Source organism: Peptacetobacter hiranonis (genome assembly GCF_008151785.1).
Lineage (GTDB): Bacteria > Bacillota > Clostridia > Peptostreptococcales > Peptostreptococcaceae > Peptacetobacter > Peptacetobacter hiranonis.
The window spans coordinates 2252266-2269614 of the sequence record NZ_CP036523.1; the positions used below are offsets into that span (position 1 = coordinate 2252266).

The window sequence follows — 17349 nt, forward strand, 5'->3', positions numbered from 1 at the left end:
CACATATAGTCCTTTCAATAAAAAAGCTGCTACAAAATACTTGTAACAGCATATTATTTATATTCTATTAAATTTAATTTTATTTAATTACTTTCCAATCTTCTACCAATTTCTCTATAGAAAAAGCTGCATTTGCCGGACTTGTAGAAGGTAATTTTTCTATTTCTATTCCCACATCTGAGCAATATTTCTTGTATAATTTAAAAGATTTATCTCCATTTGCAAATATCCTATCTATTTTACTGTTCTTTACAACTTTAGCTATATCATTTACAACTACATTTTTTATACTGCTATCACTAGAACCTTTGATAACACAAGATTTTATAACGTCCCAAATTGCTATGTTATTTTTTAATAGCATTTCCTTTTTTTCTTCTATAGTAGTTGGAAGTTCTGTTTCTGTAATATTTGAAATCACCTGCCAAAATCTATTTCTAGGATGTCCATAGTAGAAATTCTGCTCTCTTGATTTTACCGATGGAAAACTTCCAAGTATTAATACTTTTGAATTTTCATCGTATACAGGCTCAAAAGTGTGCTCTACCTTTTGATATTTTTTATATTTCTCTCTTAATTCAATTATATCTTTTTCTATTTCTGAGATAATTTCTTTAAATTTATCGTCACCTTTTCCTGTTGGATCCTCAAGTTTTAAATCCTCATCAAACTTTCTTCCTATTATTGGACAAGATACTCCACATCCCATAGAAACCATTAAATCTACCTCTGGTATATCTTTCATTAATTTAGAGTGTTGATTTTCTTCCATATCTATATCGTATATTTCTTTCATTAATCTTATAGCATCTTTATTTATTTCTCTAAGCTCTGTTCCAGCTGAGTATGGTTCAAATACATCTGATGCGTATTTTCTACAAAGAGCCTCTGCAATCTGACTTCTACAAGAATTATGAACACAGATAAAAGCTATTTTTAGCATATTTTCACCTCTTATCTATATATTCTTTTTAAGCAGTTCAACTATTTCATCGGTTTTCAGTATTTTTCCAACAGATACTACTTTTTCATTTATTACAATACCTGGTGTAGACATTACTCCATAAGTAACAATTTCTATTAAATCTTCTATTTTTTCAATATCTGCATCAAGATTTAATATTTCAACAGCTTCTTTTACATTATCATTTACTTTATCGCACTTTTCACATCCCTCACCAAGCACTTTTATGCTAACTTTTTTATCGCTTAGGTTAGTATTTTCTCCTTTTATAACTTCTTTTTCTATCTCATCTTTTTTCTTATTCTTTCCAAATCCGAAAAGTCCCATATCTTCACCTCAAAATTTTATTATTTTTAGCTAATTTTATCAACATATTCAACACTATATCAACATATATCCAAATACGTTGAATAAATATCCTATTAATATTATACCAATAGTTACAATAGTAAAGAATAGTCCAAGTAATTTAGGTTTTACTGCTTTTCTAAGCATTATCATAGATGGTAGAGATAACGCTGTAACACCCATCATGAATGAAAGAACTGTTCCAAGTCCTGCTCCCTTAGCAAATAGACTCTCTGCTATTGGAACTGTTCCAAATATATCCGCATACATTGGAGCTCCAACTGCAGTTGCTATAGGTACAGAGTACCATCTTTCAGCTCCAAGCACTTTTTCCACAAATTCTGCTGGAATTACATTGTGTATAATCGCTCCAATTCCAACACCTACAAATATATATAGAGCAACTTTTTTAACTGTTTCTAATACTTTCTCTTTTGCAAAAGATATTCTTTCCTTTGTTGTAGGCTCTTCTATATCTAAGTCAATATTTGGAGCTTTTCTTATAAATTCTTCTATCTCCTCTTCCATATTAGATTTTTCTATAATCAATCCACCTACTACAGCAAGAATTAACCCTACTATTACATACGCAACAGCTATTTTAGTTCCAAATATACTCATTAAAAGCACAAGTGATCCTAAATCTACAAGTGGAGAGGATATTAAAAATGAAAATGTCGCTCCCAAAGGAAGTCCTGCACTCGTAAATCCTATAAATAACGGAATTGATGAACACGAGCAAAATGGCGTAACTGTTCCCAAAAGTGCTGCAAGTATATTAATTTTTATTCCTTTGAATTTTTCTAATATCTTTTTCGTTTTTTCTGGTGGAAAATAGCTTTGAATGTATGATATTACAAATATCAACACAGATAGCAATATAAATATTTTAATCACATCGTATATAAAGAATTGAAGTATTCCATATACTGTAGAATTACTATCAAGCCCCAATTTATCTAGTCCCATTCCTACTAGGGTACTTATCCATTTCATTCCCAAGATTTGATTTTGTATAAACATAATTTTCCTTCTTTCTTTTTTATATTTGAATTTTAAATCTATATATTTATATATATCGATATATAAATATTTTTAAAAGCCATCCTAAATATAGATGACTTTAATTTCTTCTATTATATATATGACTATTTTTCACATACTAGATTATTTCTCACAATCACAGCTGTTATCTGCATTTAGCTTAGCCGATGCAGCAAAATCACTTAAAAGATCAAACACTGAATCAAATGAAGATTCTATTATACTATAGTGCATCCACTTTCCTTCTTTTCTACCAAATACTATTCCTGAATCACAAAGTATTTTCATATGGTGAGAAAGTGTAGACTGACTTATCTGTAATTCTTCAAGTAGTTTACAAGCACATTTTTCTCCATCTTTAAGTATTTCTAATATTTTTATTCTATTTTCATCGCCTAATGCTTTAAATATTTTTATTTCTTTTGTATGTAGTGAGTTCATTTCTATCCCTCCTGATAGTTTATATTATATTTAATATATCGATATATGTCAATATGAACTGCTCGCAATTTATTTCTAAAAAAAGACTCCAAAAGCAATTACAAACTGCTCTTAGAGTCTTTATATTTTATAAATGATTTTTATATTTCACAAAATTTAATTTTTAATTATTATATAAATCTTACTCCATCAGAGTATACAGCTTTTCCATTTAGATAAACTGTGTTTATATTTTTTATACAATCTATGTTCTGGCTTAAATCTCCATCTACTACTGTTATATCTGCTATATATCCTTCTTCTATTAATCCAAGTTCATCGCCTTTTCCAAGAACTTTTGCTGGATTTGAAGTTGAAGTCTGTACAGCCTGAACTGGTGTTATTCCGTATTTTACCATGTAACTCATTTCTTCAGCTATTGGTAATACTGGTGCTCCATACATTACCATATCACTACCTGTACATACAGTTACACCTGTGTCGTATAATTTTTTGAAGTTATCTCTGTATGATTCATAAGCTGGTTCATAGTATGCGTAATCTCTCTGTTCTTTAGCTGCAACAGGATCATTGAATACATCTGCATTTCCTTCTTCTATATTCTTTTTACATACTTCATATAAGTAAGTGTATGCAAATATTGTTGGAGTCCAAGCTATTCCTTTATCTCTCATCTGTTCTGCCTGTTCAACAGTTAAGAATGTTCCATGTTCTATTGTGTCAAATCCTGCATCTATGCACATCTGTATTGATGGATGTGTTCCTGCGTGAACAACACATTTTATTCCTCTTCTGTGGCATTCATCAACAGCTGCATCTAATTCTTCCTGAGTAAATTCAGGTATATGTGAACGGTGGCTAGTTAGAAGTTTTATCCATTCCGCACCATCTCTCATCTGTTTTCTTATTTCTTTTCTGATTTCCCAAGGACCGTCAACCTGTACAACTTCATCCCAACAATGTCCACCAGTCATACACATTCCTGCGTCAACATGTGTTATTCTTGGTATAGTTATAAATCCTTTTGATTCAGCTAGTTTTAAAGTTTTACATACTCCATGTGGAGAATAACAATCTCTTACACTAGTGATACCTTTTGTAAATGCAGCCTGTGCATGCTGAAGTGCATACATCATTATCATTTGATCATTGTAGTTAAAACTATCTGGCTGACTATACCAGTATCCAAGATGTGCATGCATATCAAACATTCCTGGCATTATTGTAGCATCTCCAAAATCTCTTATTTCTTCGTTTGGATATTTAGCCTTTACTTCTTCTAATGTTCCTACTGTTTCTATTATCCCTCTTTCATTTATGCATACAGCAGAATTGTTTAAAATCGTTTTCCCATCACCTGTAATAATTTTATTAGCAGTAATTATCATAACATTGCCCTCCTAAATTAACCCTATTTTTATTTGTGAATTGAATATTTTAATATTCAATCTATCTCTATTATATAATTTTTCTTGGATTTGTTCTACTTTATTAATAATTTTTTATCAAAATAAAAATAGGCTACCACATTAAATAATATTTAATATGATAGCCTAATACTTATCTTTTTATAAAGTTATTTCTTCTTTACCCGATGATATACTTGCTGAGAAATCTACTCTTCTTAAAAGTATCGCTCCAAGTATTATTATTATTAAATTACTTGCATTCATTGCAAACCATATACCATCACTTCCAAAGTTTGTGAAGTTTTTCAATAATAAAATCATTGGTAAACGCACAACCCAAAGTCTTGCGGTTTCCATTATAAATGAATACTTAGTATTACCAGAACCATTAAATACTCCTACATAATTCTGGAACATAGCCATAAGTGGCATTGTTACAAGTACCCAAATCATATAGTTTATAGCTTCTCTTTGTGTGTTTGCATCATTTGTAAGAAGTGCAATTACTTCTTGTCTAAGTGGGAATATTATTAAACTTCCTATTATCGCTATCCACAAGCTTAGGTTTCTACTTACATTATATGCTTGTTTAGCTCTTTTTATATTTCCTGCCCCTATATTTTGACCAACATACGCTGCAAGTACTGAACCTATTGCAAGTACTGGCATAAGAAGCATATTAGATATCTTATTTCCTACACTGAATGCCGCTGTTACAACTGCACCATAGTCTAGTATTAGTGTGTTTAATATTAAAAATCCAAATGAGCTAAGAGCCTGGCTTGCTGCTGATGGAGTTGCTATAAATGTAAGTTTTCTCACTTTGTCCCAATTTTTTAATTTTAGATTTTTTCTTCTAAGTTTTAAATTTTCTTTTCTAATAAATAAATAGTATAAACAAGCTGGGCAAATTACAATCTGACCTATAACAGTTGCAAGACCTGCTCCAAATACACCAAGTCCTAGTATTTTTACAAATACACCTGTCAGAACTATATTTATCATAACAGCAGTTACCTGTAGAATAACCGGTGTTACAGTATCTCCCTGGGACTGTCTAACAGCCTGGAAACAAGCAAATATAAATGCAAATAGCATTTCCATAGATCTTATTCTTACATACTGAACTGAGTATTCATATACCATATCAGTAGCACCCATCCCTCTGATAACGGATGGACATATTAAGAATAAGATTATATTTATAGCTATACCCAACACAACAGAAAGTACAAATAGTATTCCTGCGTATTCTCTAGCTTCATCGTCTTTTTCTGCTCCTAAGAACTGACTTATGACAGCTACCCCCGCTATCGAAAGCCCTATTTGAAACGATACAAATATATTTATTATCGGCCAAGTAAGCGCAATACTCGCCTGTGCTGCAACCGAGTTTTGCATTTGACCTATAAAGAATGTATCTACAAGGTCATTGAAAGCTTTCATAAAGTTAGCACCAAATACTGGCAATGCTAGTATTATGAATGATTTATATACATTTGGTTCATATAACAATAATTGTGTATTATCCTTTTTCTTCAAGAATTCCCCCCCCCTCTTTTTTTATCCATTTATTATAATATCACATTATTTTACTTTAATGTAAAATAAAAAGCTGTAAAATAAAATAATTATTCTACAGCCTCTTTTATTTATATTACCAGACTCAAACCCTGAAATTTTTGATATAAAATTTATTACGTTCAAAATAATTAACTTACTTTGATACGCAAAGGCGTATTCAGTTCGCCACTACAGTATAGTCTATCTAAAGACACAACCTTACTTTTTACTAATATATTCAATGCAGCATTCACATCAGCATTTATTAATTCACCATTTTTAGCCTGATATAATCCTCTTTTTATTCTTTTACCAGAGAATTTTATTCTTTTATTATCGTTCTCCTCTAATATAGGTATAAAATCTCCATCTAAAAAACTTGCTTTAGAAGTATAACTTTCTTCTTGAGTAATAAATTTAATCCCATATAGTTTTGATAAATACTCTATTTTTTTATACAACCTTCCAAATGGTATATTATAAAAATTTTGATTATTTATCTTGCCTATATTATTATCCTTTTGAAAATTTGAATTATAACCACATACTATGCAATCTATTTTATTTTTAATACAATAATTTAATATTAATTTTGCTGATTTTGAAATATAATCATTAACTCTATTATTTCTCTTTATTGTATTCTTATTTTGTCTATTTGTTTTGTTTTCATATCCTTGCTTGACACGTATACTTTCTAATCTTGAATTTTCTTTATTATACCATTGATTTATCGATTTTAATTTTCTACCATCTATAATAAAACTTTCTCCACTAGATGTAACGCAAGTAGCTAAGTTATTTACTCCAAAATCTATAGCCAGTGCTTTATTTTTATTTAATTTCATTTGAATTTCGGTTACTTCATATATATATTGAATTTCAAAGAACCTAGCCTTAGCTTTCGGAACAATTCTTATTTCTTTTATTTTTTTATCTCTTAATATTGGTGGAATTTTTATTTCTATATAATTATGATTTTTTCTGAATTGATATGAATATGGTATTTTAAGTTTATTATCTTTTATTCTTACAAATCCTATTATAAGTGTTGAAAAATCATCTTTTGCCAAATATTTTGGTATATTTATTTTATTATTGTATTCACCTTTTTTAGATAATTTCAATAAAGCTAAAAAGGACTTAAATGAACCATCTACCTCTTTTATTATTTGTTGTGCCATATTTGAATTTAATAACTTGTAGTTTTTGCTTTCTTTTAATAGATTATAGTTTTCATTATAACTTAAATATTTATCTTCCTTAAAATAAACCTGCCTTATATTATATAGAGCCTCATTAGCTAAATTTTTTGCTATATGTGAAAGTTCTCTTAACGTCAAATACTCATCTTTTTTTAATTTTTTTAATTGTTGTTTTATTGTTAAATACATTTTTTAACACCTCCTTTCTCTATAATACGAGTATATCACACTTTATTATAGCAAACAGTTTTTTTACAAAAAATGAAAAGAGCGTGATTTCTCACGCTCTTTTCGTAATTCAAGTTTACCAGACTCAAACCCTGACTCTTAATTTAAAAATAATACTTAACCGACTATTTCCGAATTATCTCCACTGTACTACACTACTTTTTACCAAAATATATACTATATTAGCAAAAAGTAATGCAGTAGAGAATAGTCATATATTATTTTTATTTTAAGATTTTGTTCACATAAGTTCGCTACTTCTTATGCAGTTCCTAGATTATTCATCTTGAACTTCTTATGTTTTCACATAAGCACAGACTATATCTTCTTCTTCACCATTATGTGTTAAGAGCCACCCACTTCAGCTCGCTTGAGCTTACTCCCCTCAAGAGGGATAGTCGTTGAACTTTATTCTATTCGAATCTTAGCTGCTGATCATCCATTACCGAGTACTTAGGATTTAACCATATACCATCCAATTAATTTTTTCTGTTTTCACAACATTCACACCTATGCTTATTTCATCATTATGCTGTAGTTTAATTGGCTTTAGGACTTTCCAGCAATTCAAGTGGTATATTCGATAGACTAGCTACCTCAGACGCACAAATTTCTTTATACGCTTACTATTGTCGAAAGTCTTTTTCGATTTTAATAAAGTTAAAAAACTAAAAAAAGGAGTTGTTTCTATGAAAAAAACAACAGTATATTTATATTAACATAGTTTATTCACAATTTCAACATTTTTAACTTTTTACCTTTAATTTTTTAATGGCAAAACATTTTCCAAAGTAAAGAATTTTTTATTTTTTAATAAATTTACTTTTATTTTTTAATGTTATTTTTGCAATACTACATAAAATTGTAAATTTTTACAAATTTTATCTTATAAGATATTCTGTATTTTCATCTATCAAAGACCAAGCATCTTCATAATATCCTTCTGCATCTTCGTAACCCTCAAAATCATCTTTATGATCATAGTAGAACTCATCTGCATCAGAATATTCATATACATCATATTCATCAATATACTCTTCTATTAATTCCACATCAGTTTTTATATTATCGTATCCACCATGATTACTTTCTTCGTACAATTTTCCAGTATATATTCCTATTGTAAATTCTTTTTTAAGATTTTCATCTTCTCCATTGTACAATAATTTTTTCTCCCAATTACTTCCTAAAAATTCTACTTCTTTTACTACTGGCTCATACTCATATTCCTCTTGACCTACTATAACCTTACATATTTCATTTTCTTTGTCATCTTTCCACATGTAGTGCTTTTCATAAATATATATATCTTCTCTGTATTCAAAACTTATATTTTCAGTTTTATCTTGATATCCAAGCATCGTTTTACTTATTAAACTCTCTGGCATACCTATATACGGTCCAATTTCTGAAATATGCTCTCTTCCCCAATTTCCCATCTCTTTTCTAAGATTTTTTATTTCTTGAGCTAACTTTTCCCTATCTTCAATTTTTTTCCTTTCCTCTATACCTTCTTTACTCTCTAAAAATTCTTTAACAAATATTTCTACATCATTTTTAAAAATCCAACATTTTTCAGCTTTTAAATTTGTTGAAATAGAATATACCATATCATAATCTTTTTCTTTGTACATTTGTAACATATAAAAATAACTCTTTATTTCTACACATTCTTCTTCTGTTAATCCAAAATTTTTGTTCATTTTTTCATAATCCATAAACAGAGTCCTAAGCTTATCGTATTCTTTCATTTCTACAAGTTGTTCAATTTCTTTATTTGCCTGATTTATTCTATCCTCTCTATTCTTAAAAACTATAATTCCAGAAATAAATAAGACAAAAATCAATCCAAATATTAAAATAAATTTTCCTTTTTTTCCCATATAATCACCTTTTATATTTTTAAAATTATTAATTTTATTTTATCATAAATATATCAAAATTAAATACTCTAAAAATATATATGCTTATATTTTACTAATTTTATTTATTACAATAAAAAACTGCCTCCTCATAAATTCAAACTCGAATTTAATTTCAGAGACAGTTTTAATATTTTTCAGTTATTTATTTTTACGCATTTTTTAAGAAAGCTTTGTAACCTCTTACTGCTTCATATATGTCTGCTTTGCTTCCTACTTCATATGGGGCATGCATATTAAGCACTGCTACACCACAGTCTATTACCTGCATTCCATAATTAGCCATTATGTAGGCGATTGTTCCACCGCCACCAGCGTCTACTTTACCCATTTCAACCATCTGGTATTCTACATCTGCTTCATCCATTATTTTTCTTAATTCTGCTATATATTCAGCATTTGCATCATTTGATCCATTTTTACCTCTAGCACCTGTGTGTTTATTGAATGTTATACCTTTTCCTAAAAATGCTGAGCTTCTCTTTTCAAATACTTCTGCAAATAACGGGTCATAGCAAGCACTTACATCAGATGATAACATTTTTGAATTCTGAAGAGCTCTTCTAACTTTTACATTTGAATCTCCCTCAGTTAATGCAACAAGTTCTGCTACCATATTTTCGAAGTATTTTGACTGCATTCCTGTTGCACCCATGCTTCCTATTTCTTCTTTATCTACTAGTAAACAGCAAGAAGTTCTTTCTGGATTTTCAACTTCTAACATAGCAAATAATGATGGGAATGAACATATTCTATCATCGTGTCCATATGCAAGTATCATACTTCTATCTATACCACAGTCTCTAGCTTTTCCTGCTGGAACTATTTCAAGTTCTGCTGACTGGAAATCTAATTCTTCCATTCCATATTTTTCACATAATATTTTTAGTATATTTGCTTTTACTGCATCTTTTTCATCTTCTTTTAATTCTGTTTCTGAAAGAGGTTTGTTTCCTATTAATAAGTCTAGGTTTTCCCCTTCTATAACTGTAGCTGCTTTCTTTTCTAACTGAGCTGCTCCTAAATGTATTAATAAGTCAGTTATTACAAATACTGGGTCTGTTGGGTCTTCACCTATATTAACTTCTACAACAGAGCCATCTTTTTTAGCTACTACACCATGAAGTGATAGTGGAGTTGTTACCCATTGATATTTTTTTATACCACCGTAGTAATGAGTGTCTAAATATGCAAATCCATCTGTTTCATATAGAGGATTCCGTTTTACATCTATACGTGGAGAATCTATATGCGCTCCTAATATGTTCATACCATGAGATATAGGTTCTTTACCTATCTGGAATAATGCTAGTGATTTTTTCATACAAGCAGCGTAAACTTTATCCCCTGCTTTTAATTCTTTACCTTCATCTATTACATCTTTGATGTTTTTATATCCTGCTTCTTCTGCCATTTTTATTGATAAAGTAACACATTCTCTTTCTGTTTTACCTTCATCTAAGCATTTTTTGTATTTTTCATTTACTTCTTCTAATTCTTTAAGCTGACAATCATTATATTTTGTCCAAAGATTTTTTGACATTTCAAAGCCCTCTTTCTTTATTAAATATATTTATTTTATATTCTATCACTAAAATTTTTTTAGTAAAGTGTATATTTAAAGTGTAGCGGATAACCGCTACACTTTTTATCAATATTATTTATTTTTAAATTCATCTAATGCCATTAACTTAACAAGTTTCTTTCTTAATATGAATAGCATTATTGCGAATACTATAAGCACTCCTGATATTGTTCCGAATATCTGAACATATCCCATTGTTGAAGTAAGTCCTGCTAATTTACCTGATAATAGGTTAGCAAAGAAGTTACTTAGATACCAAGCACCCATTGCAAGTGATCCATATCTTACTGGAGCTAGTTTGTTGAACATAGCCATACCTATTGGAGATATGCAAAGTTCCCCTATTGTTAATAAGAAATATGCTAATAAAACGAATAATATACTCATTTTTGCACTTCCATCTAATACACCACCAAGAGTTCTTATTCCTAATATTAAAACTACAAATGCTGATGCAGTTAATAACATACCTAAAGCCATTTTAGTTGGTATAGATAAATCTCCTCTTTTACTCTGTCCTAATTTTAACCATAATTTAGCCATTAAAGGAGCAAATATAACACAAAGTATAGAGTTGTAAGCAACTAACCATGGAACAGGTATAGTAAAGCTTCCGTACTGTCTCTGAACTAAGTCATTCATTAATATTGAGAATGAAGACTGAGTCTGGAACCATGCTGACCAGAATAATACAACGAATACGAATAATATAACCATTGATAATATTCTTTTCTTTTCAGTCTGAGTTAAAGGCTGATGTTCAACAACTTCTTTTTTACCAGCTTCTTTAGCTTCTTTAGCTGCACCTTTACCATTAACTGGGTATTTAGCTACATCTCCTAATAGTTTTGGAGCTGTTAAGTATATGAATATAGATACACCTATCATTAATATACCGTTCATTAAGAATACATATTTATATCCAAATGAAACTATTTCACCTGTAGCTGCTATTTCAGCGAACCACTGATCTGCTATAAGACCAGATATTATTGGACCAAAGAATGCACCTATATTTATAGCCATGTAGTATAATGCGAAAGCCGCATCTTTTCTAGTAAACTCTGTAGGACCGTAAAGAGAACCTATAAGAGCACCTATCTGACCTTTAAAGAACATACCGGCCACTATAAGAATTATAAGACCTGACCATATACCAGCTACTGTTGCTGGAGCGAAGAACATAACGATAAATGCTAAACCATTTAAGAATGAACCTAAAATTAATGATTTCTGAATTCCTAGATAGTTATCTGTTATCCATCCTCCAAATATTGATCCCATATAGTTTATTGCTGTATAAAGACCTATTATTGATGATGCCTTAGCTACACTAAGACCTAAACCGTTCTGCGCAACATCTGCAGTCATGAAAAGTATGAATATAGATGAGAACGCATATCCACAGTGGCACTGTACACCTGTTGCTATATTAGCAAGCCACAGTCCCTTTGGATGTTTCTATTTTTCTGTTGACATAAAAATCCTCCATTAGTGTATTATATATTTCCAATCACATAAGTGATTATCGACAAATTTAATTACTTATTCCAATGTGATTTTATGCCATCCGTTTAATTGGGACTCAAATCTCCCTTATTTAAGTCCCAACCATCCAATATAATATTATAAAATCACCCTACTTTTCTATACACAAATCCCTCAATTTGTGATGTCAAGAAGTTAACACAAAATATCGTTTTCACAAAACTTATAAATTCCGTATCAATAATCTTAATTTAAAGTAAAATTCCTTTTATGAAACTTTTTGCAATATTATGTTTTCTCCCTGATAGTTTAAATGCTACCACTTATCCAATATACTTGTCTATATTATTTAACATTTCTAGGATATAAGTTTATTATTGTTTATCTATTATCAATATAAAAAATATATTAATCTTGTTAAACAAATTTATTTTTCATAATTTTCCCATATATTTATAATTTTTTATACATTTTTATTTGTATACTAATCATTTTCTAGCAACCTACAACTTTATATCAGTGTTTTCAGTTGTTTCATTGATTTTATCCTATGCTTCACTTTTTTCTCAAAAAAATATTTTTTAGCACAATCAAAAAAATAAATCGATGATAGATTAGCTTATAACGTATCATCGATTTATTATTTCTATTCAGCTATATAATTTTTTGATTAATAATTTAAACTATCTTCTACTCAACACAAGCTTCTTTTGGTAATTCATGAACTAACATTTCTTTTTCAGCTATAATATCTTCTATTGTTTCTTTTGTTTCCATAAGCTCTTCAAGACTCATAGCTTCAAATTCCTTGTGATTATCACTCGCTACATTTATTCCCTGATTTCTTAAAAAATTATCTACTTTCTCCTGATTTTTTTTGTACGCATAATACCCAACAGCACATACACCTACACCTACTAATGCACCAGTTAAATGGTCTTTATTTATTCCATTTAGCATATTTATCACTCCTTCTATTATTTTATTTATCAATAAATTTTAATTTATTGCCATATTTTTCACTATTTTATAGCATCTTTGTATAATTTTAAGCTTCTAGTATCCATTCCAATATAAGAATTATCTTCTATTCCATCAGAATATAATCTTCCACTATAACCAGTCATCCCTCTATCAGAAACCATAAACGATTTTCCCATAGAATTTCTTTCTAATTCTATAAACCTTTCCAAAAATACTCTAATTATACCCGCACCTTTTGACAACTCATTATCTGTCTTTACTGATACATCAAAGTATTTATTTCCATCTCTATTTTTAAACTCTCTTACAGATATCATAAGCCCACTATAAGATAGTTCAATCAAATGCCTTCCAAATGTAGTCAACCATGTAACAGCCGACGGAAGTAAAAATTCACCCTTTGTAACAGAATTTATTAAATACATAACAGAAACGACTTCTGGATCAAAATAACCTCTTTCATTTATTTCATTGTATGCATGCTCACCAATAGCTCCAATAGTTGTACCTACAACTGCCCAATTAATAAAATCTGATATTCGTTGGTTCATTGTTATGTACTTAGATATTCCCCCTATTCCAAGCATTGCAAGTGAATAACACGCCATTGGAGGTAAATTTTTCTTTTTTGATTCATATATCAATCTTATTGGAATCATATCATAACTCTTTGAATAAAGAGCTATCACTCTGATTATCACTTCATCTTCAGATATACGATATGGATTATATTCTATAAGAATTGATTTTGTTATATCTGTATAATTTGCTTTATATATTTCATCCTTTTTTACAAGATTTTTCATCAATTCCTCTCCATTTCTAAGAGGATGAGAAAGTTTTATTCTTATTCTTCCTTTTATCTTATGTGCGATAACTATAGTGGGATTGTTCATATTTTACACCCCTCTCTCCATATTGAAGAATAGCAATCTAAGAGAATTGGCAACTACTAGTATTGTACTTGAGTTGTGAAGTACTGCTCCGAAAAATACAGGAAGTACTCCAGCTGCACTAAGTATAAGTCCTACACTATTTATTCCTATTACCATTCCAAAGTTTTCTTTTACCACTTTCATAGTCTTTTTAGATAAATCTATTATTGTAGGTAGCATCATAGGGTTATCTCCCTGTATTGTAATATCCGCTGCTTCCATTGCAACGTCTGTACTTCCACCACCAAGTGCTATACCAACATCTGAGTATGCAAGCGCTGGAGCGTCATTTATTCCATCTCCAACCATCATAACTCTAGAGCCATTAGCCTGATATTTTAATACCTCGTCTGCCTTATCTTTTGGTAGCAGCTCAGCCTTGTATCTATCTACTCCCATAAGTGTAGCAACTTCTTTTGCCTGATTTTCTAAATCTCCTGTTAATAAAAGAATATCGTCTACACCTTGATATCTAATATTATTTATAGCTTTTCTCATATTATCTCTCATCTTGTCTTTTATTGCGATTATTGCAGAAACCTTTCCACTATAAGCAACATAAATCAAGTTTGATCCGGCTGTAGATAATTTCTTTTCAGCTTCTTTTACATTTTTAATATCTATTCCTTTTTCTTTTAGGAATATTTTGCTTCCTACATAAACTTTTTCACCATCTATATCAGTTTCCATACCTCTAGCTATATGCGTTATAACTGGCCCATGTACTGGTATTTCAATTCCTCTTTTTTCTACCTCTGTTATTATAGCTGTAGACATAGGATGAGACGATGTTTCTTCAGCAGCACCTGCTATTTTTAAAACATCATTTTCACTCAACTCAGAATCTAATACCTCTATATCTGTAACAGCTGGTTTTCCTTCTGTTAATGTTCCTGTTTTATCAAGTATTAATGTATCTGAATTTGACATAGCTTCTAAATAGTTACCACCTTTTATAAGGACACCATTCTTAACTGCATTGTTTATTGCAGCAGAAAATGCTGTTGCTGTAGAAAGCTTTATACCACAAGAGTAGTCTATTATCATCATATTTAAAGCTCTAGCTGGACTCTTTGTAGCCATATAAATTATTCCCGCAAATAAAAAGTTAAATGGTACTAGATAGTTTGAAAACTTATCTGCGTAATCTTGTATTGGCGCTTTTTTAGATGCTGCATCCTCTACTAAATGTATTATTCTAGAAACTACTGTATCATCTCCAGCTTTTTCTGTTTTAACAGTTATATTTCCAGTCTTAACAACTGTTCCTGCAAACACCTTTTCTCCAGGCTTTTTAACAGCTGGAACAAACTCCCCTGTAACAGATGCCTGATCTACTACAGCCTCTCCGTCTAATACTTCACCATCTACACAGATTTTTTCACCAGTATGTATAACTACTTTGTCATCTTTTTCAATATCGTCTATAGATACTTTTTTAAGAATTCCGTTTTCATCTATTGTCCATACTTCTTCCTCATTTACTGAGAACATTTCTTTTATAGAATTTCTTGTTTTTTCCATTGTATATATTGTCATAAGTTCTGCAATATCTGATAAAAGAGTTATCATAAGTGCAGACTTATCATTTCCAAGCATTAAACTGGCTGCTATAGATGTAAGTGTAAGAGTATCCGCATTTAATCTTTTATTTTTTATAGCTCCAAATACACCATTTTCAATTAGCCCCTTGTTTAGGTATATAGATGCAAGTGCAGGTAAAGTTAAAAATCTACCATATCTTCCGTATCTATCAACATTATAAATATCTCCCCATCCAAATCTACCTTTTGCCATTGAATATCCAAGTACAGCCGCATTTAATCCTAATCTTTTTAATATATCTGCAGATGTTTCATCATTCTTTTCTGAAATCTCCATATTTGTATTTTGCTGTTCTCTCATAGCTGCAAATACCTTTATATCGTATTCTGCTATTATTCCATCTATAAAGTTTATTACTCTATTTTCGTCTACATCTTCTTTATAATTTATAAGAACTGAACCAATAACCGTATTAACAGCTACAGTATCTACAAATGATGATGATTTCATCTTTTCTTCTATCTCATCTTTATAATTTGAAAGGTACTTTAAAGCTTCACATCTAAGTCTAATTCTTCCATTTATTCTATGCTTTATAGTACTTTTTAGTAATAGGTTGTTTCTACCCATTTTTAATCCTCCCTTCATGAGATTTAAGCTAATTTTTTTATTGCTTCATCAAGTTGCTGCTCAATAGTATCTACAACATACTCTGTATTACTTTCTCCGTATTTCTCTATTAAATCTAAATTTCTTAATCCTATTTCTTTTATTACTTCAATCCAATTTAATATTTTTTCTTCGTATACTTTTTTAATATCATAGGTAATTAATATGCTTCCAGTCACTCTATTCACATCTATACTTTCTATTCCGTTCAATTTTTTCAATGCCTGATGTAAATATTTTTCGTAAATCATATACTCTTCTGGAATATCCTTTAAAGAAGATACTTTAAATCTAATTCTCCCAGGAATACTGTGAGCTACCTTTATTTTCATTAATTTTGATATAACAATTTTCTTTAACATTCTACACCTCAACAAACTATATTTCTTTATATGCCCATCTAGCCATTGTGTATCCATTTGGTAGCATTCTTGGAGCAGTTCTTATTCCTCTAATTGCAAATATCATAACTGCTATCAAATAGATTGATTTTATATCCAATATCCCCTTAGTCTTGTTGTAAACAGCTAGATTTAATACTTCTTTCATATTTGATAGCTCTCTAGTAACTAAAGCATCTTTTTTCTTATTAATTTCCTCTTCTAAACTCAAAAGCTTTACAATAGCTGCAGTAAGCATATTAGGATCTATCTGATTATAGTCGTAATTTATTAAAAGGCTTCCTGTTACAGCACTTGCTTCTACATGGCTGATAAATTTCACTTTTGACAACTGACTTGTTATATAATCAGCTAATGTATTATCTCCCTTTAATCTAGGTACTCTATATCTTATTCTACCTTTTATACTATGCTTAACCTCTACCACCCCAATAAAATCAGGAACATTTACATTATTTTTTTTCTTTCCACTAGCATCACTTATGACCTTCCCTGCTAATGTAAGCAATGCCAACCTCATTATTCTCTTGCGGTACATTTTCATCCCTCCTCTTACACATGTATTTATAAATGGATTAAATTTGCAAATACAATGTTTTTTATAACATAATATTATAT

General features: G+C 29.9%; 15 protein-coding genes. All 15 read right to left on the reverse strand.

Annotated elements, in window-relative coordinates; translation table 11 throughout:
- Positions 1–79 precede the first annotated feature (79 nt).
- Positions 80–943 carry a DNA-deoxyinosine glycosylase gene (locus KGNDJEFE_RS11980; protein ID WP_006440632.1) on the reverse strand — a complete coding sequence of 288 codons (864 nt, stop codon included), beginning with the start codon at positions 941–943 and terminating at the stop codon, positions 80–82.
- A 15-nt stretch (positions 944–958) separates the two neighbouring features.
- Positions 959–1291 (reverse strand): thioredoxin family protein, encoded by a 333-nt coding sequence (locus KGNDJEFE_RS10495; protein ID WP_006440631.1) that lies wholly within the window; start codon positions 1289–1291, stop codon positions 959–961.
- A gap of 54 nt (positions 1292–1345) precedes the next feature.
- Entirely contained in the window at positions 1346–2308 is a 963-nt protein-coding gene (locus KGNDJEFE_RS10500; RefSeq protein WP_244949429.1) for a permease, read from the reverse strand.
- A gap of 171 nt (positions 2309–2479) precedes the next feature.
- Complete coding sequence (locus KGNDJEFE_RS10505) at positions 2480–2797, reverse strand: ArsR/SmtB family transcription factor (RefSeq protein ID WP_006440629.1); 318 nt, start codon at positions 2795–2797, stop codon at positions 2480–2482.
- Positions 2798–2967: 170 nt separating this feature from the next.
- Complete coding sequence (locus KGNDJEFE_RS10510; RefSeq protein WP_006440628.1) at positions 2968–4185, reverse strand: amidohydrolase family protein; 1218 nt, start codon at positions 4183–4185, stop codon at positions 2968–2970.
- Between the two features lie 180 nt (positions 4186–4365).
- Positions 4366–5748: an MATE family efflux transporter gene (locus KGNDJEFE_RS10515; protein ID WP_006440627.1), complete on the reverse strand. Its 1383-nt coding sequence runs from the start codon at positions 5746–5748 to the stop codon at positions 4366–4368.
- A 170-nt stretch (positions 5749–5918) separates the two neighbouring features.
- The gene (locus KGNDJEFE_RS10520) at positions 5919–7163 is read right to left on the reverse strand and encodes an RNA-guided endonuclease InsQ/TnpB family protein (protein ID WP_006440626.1); all 1245 of its coding nucleotides are present in this window, start codon (positions 7161–7163) and stop codon (positions 5919–5921) included.
- Between the two features lie 920 nt (positions 7164–8083).
- Positions 8084–9085, reverse strand: coding sequence for a hypothetical protein (locus tag KGNDJEFE_RS10525; RefSeq protein ID WP_006440625.1), 1002 nt, complete (start codon positions 9083–9085; stop codon positions 8084–8086).
- A 190-nt stretch (positions 9086–9275) separates the two neighbouring features.
- Positions 9276–10667 (reverse strand): aminopeptidase, encoded by a 1392-nt coding sequence (locus tag KGNDJEFE_RS10530; RefSeq protein ID WP_006440624.1) that lies wholly within the window; start codon positions 10665–10667, stop codon positions 9276–9278.
- Between the two features lie 114 nt (positions 10668–10781).
- On the reverse strand, positions 10782–12155 hold the full coding sequence (locus KGNDJEFE_RS10535) for a peptide MFS transporter (protein ID WP_320055085.1): 1374 nt from the start codon (positions 12153–12155) through the stop codon (positions 10782–10784).
- 732 nt (positions 12156–12887) lie between these two features.
- Positions 12888–13157, reverse strand: coding sequence for a hypothetical protein (locus tag KGNDJEFE_RS10540; protein ID WP_040410614.1), 270 nt, complete (start codon positions 13155–13157; stop codon positions 12888–12890).
- A gap of 62 nt (positions 13158–13219) precedes the next feature.
- The gene (locus tag KGNDJEFE_RS10545) at positions 13220–14077 is read right to left on the reverse strand and encodes a hypothetical protein (RefSeq protein ID WP_006440621.1); all 858 of its coding nucleotides are present in this window, start codon (positions 14075–14077) and stop codon (positions 13220–13222) included.
- A 3-nt stretch (positions 14078–14080) separates the two neighbouring features.
- The gene (locus KGNDJEFE_RS10550) at positions 14081–16291 is read right to left on the reverse strand and encodes a heavy metal translocating P-type ATPase (protein ID WP_040410613.1); all 2211 of its coding nucleotides are present in this window, start codon (positions 16289–16291) and stop codon (positions 14081–14083) included.
- A 23-nt stretch (positions 16292–16314) separates the two neighbouring features.
- Positions 16315–16692, reverse strand: coding sequence for an HMA2 domain-containing protein (locus KGNDJEFE_RS10555; protein WP_006440619.1), 378 nt, complete (start codon positions 16690–16692; stop codon positions 16315–16317).
- 16 nt (positions 16693–16708) lie between these two features.
- Positions 16709–17269 (reverse strand): HMA2 domain-containing protein, encoded by a 561-nt coding sequence (locus tag KGNDJEFE_RS10560; RefSeq protein WP_050754677.1) that lies wholly within the window; start codon positions 17267–17269, stop codon positions 16709–16711.
- Positions 17270–17349 lie beyond the last annotated feature (80 nt).